Below are 6,137 nucleotides of genomic sequence, written 5' to 3'. Positions count from 1 at the left end.
ATCAGTCCTCCCGAGGGGTCGCGGCGGCCAGATCGGTGAGTACGCAGGTCTGTGCCGCCTCGTCTCGCGCGGCGAGGAGTGCGGCCTTCCATTGGGCGCGTTGGGACAGAGCTTTGAGGAGCCGGTGTTGCAGGGGCGGGATATCCGGGTCGTCCGGCCGTGCCATCTCCCAGGCGTAGACGGGCGCGTCGTCCTGGCCGACGTGCTCGGTGTCCTCAGCGCCGGTAGTGACGCCGAGCAGACGGCGGACCCAGGCGCGCGCGTCGGCGCGGTGGTCGGCCAGGGTTTTGCCGGACCAGTCGCGGGAGACGAGGATGCGTCGGCCGCCGATGCCGAGGGTGGCCCGTTGGTGGACTTTGCCTTTGCACCGGCCGGCTTGGAGGCGTCCGTGTGCCTTCTTGGGTTGGATGCCGTAGAGCAGCCAGTTGGCGCACCGCTCGTTGCACGGGGTGACCCGGAGCTGATCCCACAGCCGGTCGAGGTGGTCGCGTTGGCGGTCGCTCTCTGGCTTGTGGCAGTCGGCGGCGGACTTGGTGATGTATTTGGTGATGTAGCCGATGGTGCGGTTGGCGTGGACCGTGCCGGGGGTGACGCCTTCGGCGTGGACCTGGGCGCCGAAGCGGACCACGTGCGCTGGGGTGGCGTCGGGGTCGGTGTCGATGAGGTCCAGGGCGTCAGCCCACGAGGTCAGCGGCTCCCGGGTGTCGGGGTCAACCCACTCTCCCCGGTCGGCGTCCCAGACCGGGGGCCGGTCGAGGGTGTACCGCGGTTCGTCGGCGGGCGGCCACCAGACCTGGTGGTAGGTCGCGGCGGCGACCTGCCGCAGCACCGCCCGAGGGATGGTGCCTCGGATGGCGAAGTGCGCGTGTGGGGCGAGTCGTCGTTGCGGCTCGACGCAGCCGGCGTATTGGACGTTCCAGCCGACGCAGCGGCGCAGGTTCTGCCAGAACCGATCGAGCAGGCGGGCGAAGTGCACCGCATCCCACGCTGCTCGCCGGTAGTCGTAGCTGTCGGGGTCGACCGGCGTGCCGTCGGGGAGGACCCGGCCGTAGGAGTCGAGGGTGAGCGACAGCCACATGGACGGCCGGTGCTGGGTGCCGTCCGGCGCGGTGTAGACCTTCCCGACGGTGCGGGGTTCGACCTTCTTGCGGGGCAGGTCGGGGGCGTCCTGGCGGCGGCGGGTGGATCGCTTGCGCCGGCCGTGGTTGTCGTCCTGCTCGTGCGAGGGAGCGACGGCACCGCGGAGCCCTTCTGCGGCGATGGCTTCCTCTACCTCGGTGATGGCCTGATCGATCGCGGGTACCTGGTCGAACTGGGCGGCCCGTTGAGCTTCGTCGCGGGCGAATTCCAGGTGCGCGCGGAGCATGACCAGCTCTCGCTGTTCCTCGGTCGCCGGGTTCGGGCTGGGAACGGGTTCGTCGGTGCGGTGCCAGCCCTCCCGGATCTGGGTCTGCCGGAGTCGGCGGGCGCGCTTGGCGCACGGCTCGCACTTGTCTTCGCGGGTGGTGCCGCAGGGCAGGTCGATGACTTCGGTTTGGCCGGTGTGCAAGTCGGTGCGGCGCAGGGTGACCGGACGCAGGCAGACGCCGTACTCGGCCGCCATTTCCTTCAGCACCTGCCGGGACATGGGCAGGGCGAGACGGGCGGCGCGGGAGCCCGGTGCCGGCGCGACAGCGGCCGGGACGGTTACCGGGTCGGGGGCGGGGTTGTCGGGGGTGAGGCCGGGCAGGGTCGGGGCGGTCAACGGGTCACCTCCGGGAGGTCGAACAGGGCGGGTTGGGTAGAGCCGATCGGGGTGGAGCGGGTCGGGCCGAGTCGGCCGGCCCAGCGGTGGGCGGCGGGTTCGTGGCGGGGGCAGGCGGTCTCGGCGCGGTAGCGGCCGGTGCCGGGTTGGCCGGCTTCGATGAGGGCCGTGGCCCACCTACGGCAGCGCGCGCAGTAGGTGGGCCGGCCTGTGGTCATGGCGGTCAGTGCTGGCAGCCGGAGCAGTGCAGCCCGGCGCACCGGGTCTTGCGACGCAGCAGGAGGGCGAGGACAACGAGGACCAGGACGACGCCCACGACGCCGGGGAAGGCGGCACGGACGGTGTGAGTGAGCTGCGCGGCGAGGTAGCCGACGCCGGCCAGCACGCCCACAGCGGGGACGGTGACGGCGGCGATGACCGGGCCGCGGCGCAGCCGGCGCACCGGTGCAGGGGCCGGGGCGCAGGTGTCGAGGAACCGGACGGTGACGGTGACCCGATCGGCACCGGTCTGCTGGGGCCGGTCCATGAACAGCAGCCGGCCGGAGTCCCGCAGGACGGCGACGGTCGCGGCGACCTCGGCGGGGGTGCCGACGATGCGGCGGGTCAGAGCACCCGTGCGGTGCAGCGCGTGGGTGCGGCGGGCGAGCTGGGTGCGGGTCATCGGGTCACCTCCGAGGCGAAGACCTGACCGTTGCGGGGCGTCTGGACGACCGACGAGATGAGCGCGGACCGGACCGGGGCGACAGCAGGCGCCGGAACGGGAACCGGGGTCGGCGTCGGCGGGGCGAGGACGGGCGCCGGGGTGGTGGGCAGGTCGACCGGTTCCAGGTCGACGGGCTCTGCAGCCGGGGTCGGCACTGCCGGGGCGGTGGAGCCGGTGAAGACGAGCTTCGTGAGGGCCATGAACGCGACCGCCGGCAACGCGGACAGCAGCCACCCGGACGGGCTTGCGTCCGCCACGGCGAGCTGAGCGGCGAGCGAGAAGGAGGCGAAGGCCAGCATCAGGAACACGGGGTAGCCGATGGGTTCGCCGCGGCGGCGTCGACGGCGGATATCGAGCAGGCAGGCCACCGGCACCAGGTCGGAGAGCACGGCGTTGGCCCAGCCGAAGGCGTCGGGGGTGCCGGGCGGGACGTGGCGCATGGTCCAGTCGTGGACGTGGGAGAACGACGCCCACCCGGCGGTGCCGGCGACGACCAGGAGGATGAGGACCAGGGCGACGGTCTCGATGCGGTCGGCGTTCAGGAGGCGACGCACTTGGTCACCTCCGGCCTGGTCGTGGCCGGCGGGGCGGGGCGGAGCCAGGCCCGCAGGTTGCGCAGGTAGACCGCGCCGTAGACGAAGCCGGAGACGAGGAACCCCCACTGACGGGTGGTGATCGAGTAGGCCAGCCAAAGCAGTTGCGCGGCTAGGCCCACGGCCCAGCCGGTCCAGGAGCGTTTGCCCGCCAGCCACAGGCCGGTGACGCCCACAGCCATCAGCAGCCAGGACCACAGTTGGTGACTCATGCGGCCCACCCCCACGCTTCGGCGTCCTCGGCGGCGATCTCGGAATGCCGGGTGAGCGCGGCGTCGAGGATCGCGGCAGCTTGGGTGTCGGGGGCGCAGTAGGGGCAGGACTGGTCGGGGTCGGTGTGGGCGAGGTCGAGGCAGGTACGGCGGATCGGCCGGCGGGCAAGGCGACGAGTACGCATCACGGTCTCCAAGGCAGGTCAGCGGGTGGTGGGGGTGATGTGCACGCGGATCCACTCCGGCGGCTCACCAGTCGACGCCACGGCTTCGGAGAGGCAGCGCCACAGCGCCCACGCCTCGGACGGGGTGAGGTACATGCGGCGCCGACCGGAGCCGACCGCGACGTAGAGATCCGCGTCGGGCGTGACCCGGACCGTGACCGGCACCGAGGTCTTGTCGACGTGCGGGGCGCGCAGCCGGTAGAACCGCCGGGGTTCCGGGGCCTGCTCGTCGGGTTCGTCGGCGTAGGGCATCCGGGCCGGGGTGCTCTCGGGCAGCTCGTGGTGGGTCACCGCGGCTCACCTCCGTTCGGCGTGGTGTTGAGGTCCAGGGCGTTGAGCAGAGACGGGGGCAGCAGCGGCGCGGCCTGCTTCGGCACGGTGGGCCGGCAGACGTGCCGGCCGTTGCGAGTGGCCTGGGCCGGCTTCACCGGAGCCGGGACGGCTTCGGGTTCGGGCTGGACCTCCGGCGGGGCGGGGAAGGTCGCGGCCATGTCCCGGATCAGGTCGTCATCGAGGAAGGAGAACCGGACGCGGGCGGGTTCGGGCTGTCCGTCGAGCAGGACGTAGCCGACGCCCTTGGCCGACAGCGGGATCTGATCCGCGAGGGCTCCGCGGTCGCGGGCGCCGTCGCCGAGGATCAGGTCGACGTGGCCGCGTTCGGTCAGGCCCAGGGCGATGCGGGTGGGGAAGAAGTCGCGCACGGAGACGACCTCCTTGCGGGGGTCCTGGGTGGCGGCCACGACCAGGACGCCGAGCCCGGCACCCTGAGTCAGCAGCAGCCCCAGGGCCTGGGTGATCCGCTGGCGGATCTCGGAGTCGGGCAGGAACGCCAGCAGCGCGGCGATCTCGTCAATGACCACGACGATCAGCGGCTCATCCACGGTCGGGGTGTGGACCCGCACCTTGCCGCGCAGCGCCTGTTGACGCGCCCGCATCCGAGCCACCGCGTCTTCCAGCAGGTCGGCCATGCGCGACCAGTCGTCATCGACGTAGCGGGAGAACAGGCCCCGGCCGATGGACAGCTCCATGCCGCCCTTCGGGTCGATCGCCCACACCCGCACCAAACCCGACCGAATACCGGCGGCGAGCGACCGCAGCAAGGACCAGATGACCGAGCCCTTGCCCATGCGGGTCGCACCACCGATCAGCACGTGCGTGGCCAGCAGCCGCAGGCAGTACACGGCCAGGTCTTCCCGCAGACCCAGCGGCAGGGCGGTGAAGTCCGGGCGGGCTGGGACGGGCAGCGGTGCGACGATGCGGGTCAGCGGGTCGCGGCGGATGAACACCAGCCACACATGCCGGGGCCGATCGCGGAACCGCACCCGGTCGACCAGCCGCAGCAGCCCCGCCAGCCGGCCGGAGCGGTGCGGGGCCGCGTGGCGGCGGACCGAGAACACCCGGCAGTGGCGGGTGCCGAACGAGTACGCCAGATCCCGCGCGGCCTTGTGGTACACCTCCGGGTTCTGACCCTTCGGCATCCGCAACACGAGCTCATCGGTGGCGTAGGTGCAGCGCACCGACAGCAGCTCCGGCAGCTTCTCGCCACCGTCGTACTTCTTCACCAGGCCGCACAGCGACATGACCTCGTGCCACTGCCGCCGGTAGACCCACAGCCGGCGCCATACCGACACCGACCGGAGCACGACCAGGCGGTGGAAGGACTCCCGAGCCCGCCACCACCACAGCCCGGCGGCTACTGCGACGACGAGCAGGACCAGGAGGTGAGGCCACCATCCATGGGACCGGTAGGCGTCGACGGTGAGCAGGACCAGGGCGACGACCGGCCAGGCCCGCCAGTGCCGAACCGCCAACAGAGCGAGGTGCACCGCGGCGACGACGAGCCAGAACAGCAGGAACAGGACGGTGAGGGTCCAGACGATCGGCCACGGGGCGGTGATCTGGAACCGGCGGAAGTTGACCAGCGGCGCCCGCATCAGGCCGCCGCCTTCCGGTCGCGGTGCTGCTCCGTCCACGCCTCCGCGCAGACCTTGTGAACCGGCTTGCCCGCCGGACTGCGGCAGATGGTCGGACGGTGGCAGATGACACACGGGACCGACTCGCCGGCACCACCACCGCGCGTCCAGTCCAGGAAAACAGGCATGATGAACCCGCCCTTCCAGGCCGTGAGGGTTTTGGAGTGGGCAGCGGGGCGGCCGGCTTTCCTAGGGCATGGGCCGCCCCGCGCCACATCTGGGGATCAGGCCGCCGACTTGCGCGACTCGGCCAGGGTCTTGGGCGCGACCAGCGCGGTTGCCCGGTAGGAGAACGCGAGGCGGCCGTTGCTGCCCACGTAGGGCGTCACCTGAAGACCCTCGATCTCCACCGGCTGGAACGGACCCACCGGCGGGACCGGCTGGTGGTCGGCCAGGATCTTGATCGACACCTCACGGGACCGGGCGCCCAGCTCCGGGTCCATGTCCATCACCCGGCACTGCCACACCCGCTGGCCCGTCAGCTTGTCCTTGCTCGGCGTCCGCATCCGCGTCTTCTCGTCGAAGTCCTGCGCCTCCGCGATCGAGTCCGGCACGAAAACCGCGCCGTGCGGGAAAACCGCCTCAAACGGAACCGAGAACCGAGTACCGCCTCTGAGGGCCATGACGAACTCCTTCGCTGCTGCGACTTGACCGGCGCTCCGGTCTTTGTGATGCAGGCAACCTAACG

The 6,137-nt window shown here is 71.7% G+C and carries 8 protein-coding genes; all 8 read right to left on the bottom strand.

Annotated elements, in window-relative coordinates; translation table 11 throughout:
* Position 1: 1 nt before the first annotated feature.
* The 8 genes from ACZ6PY_RS30295 to ACZ6PY_RS30260 all read right to left on the bottom strand — a co-directional run bounded on the left by ACZ6PY_RS30295 (position 2) and on the right by ACZ6PY_RS30260 (position 6,072).
* On the bottom strand, positions 2 to 1,744 hold the full coding sequence (locus ACZ6PY_RS30295; protein ID WP_466078708.1) for a replication initiator: 1,743 nt from the start codon (positions 1,742 to 1,744) through the stop codon (positions 2 to 4).
* Between the two features lie 223 nt (positions 1,745 to 1,967).
* Positions 1,968 to 2,405, bottom strand: a complete 438-nt coding sequence (locus ACZ6PY_RS30290; RefSeq protein WP_466078701.1) for a hypothetical protein — start codon at positions 2,403 to 2,405, stop codon at positions 1,968 to 1,970.
* The gene (locus ACZ6PY_RS30285) at positions 2,402 to 3,001 is read right to left on the bottom strand and encodes a hypothetical protein (protein WP_466078698.1); all 600 of its coding nucleotides are present in this window, start codon (positions 2,999 to 3,001) and stop codon (positions 2,402 to 2,404) included. Before ACZ6PY_RS30285 ends, ACZ6PY_RS30290 begins: the two co-directional genes overlap by 4 nt.
* Positions 2,986 to 3,252 carry a hypothetical protein gene (locus ACZ6PY_RS30280; protein WP_466078695.1) on the bottom strand — a complete coding sequence of 89 codons (267 nt, stop codon included), beginning with the start codon at positions 3,250 to 3,252 and terminating at the stop codon, positions 2,986 to 2,988. The genes ACZ6PY_RS30285 and ACZ6PY_RS30280 overlap by 16 nt, the downstream gene beginning before the upstream one ends.
* Positions 3,249 to 3,437: a hypothetical protein gene (locus ACZ6PY_RS30275; RefSeq protein WP_466078692.1), complete on the bottom strand. Its 189-nt coding sequence runs from the start codon at positions 3,435 to 3,437 to the stop codon at positions 3,249 to 3,251. Before ACZ6PY_RS30275 ends, ACZ6PY_RS30280 begins: the two co-directional genes overlap by 4 nt.
* A gap of 18 nt (positions 3,438 to 3,455) precedes the next feature.
* Positions 3,456 to 3,767 (bottom strand): spread protein, encoded by a 312-nt coding sequence (locus tag ACZ6PY_RS30270; RefSeq protein ID WP_466078689.1) that lies wholly within the window; start codon positions 3,765 to 3,767, stop codon positions 3,456 to 3,458.
* Positions 3,764 to 5,410 carry an FtsK/SpoIIIE domain-containing protein gene (locus ACZ6PY_RS30265; protein ID WP_466078686.1) on the bottom strand — a complete coding sequence of 549 codons (1,647 nt, stop codon included), beginning with the start codon at positions 5,408 to 5,410 and terminating at the stop codon, positions 3,764 to 3,766. Before ACZ6PY_RS30265 ends, ACZ6PY_RS30270 begins: the two co-directional genes overlap by 4 nt.
* Positions 5,411 to 5,673: 263 nt before the next feature.
* Entirely contained in the window at positions 5,674 to 6,072 is a 399-nt protein-coding gene (locus ACZ6PY_RS30260) for a transcriptional regulator (RefSeq protein ID WP_466078710.1), read from the bottom strand.
* Positions 6,073 to 6,137: the final 65 nt, after the last annotated feature.

The organism is Micromonospora sp. NPDC048907 (assembly GCF_055586885.1).
This window is presented reverse-complemented; position numbering and strand designations above follow the sequence as displayed.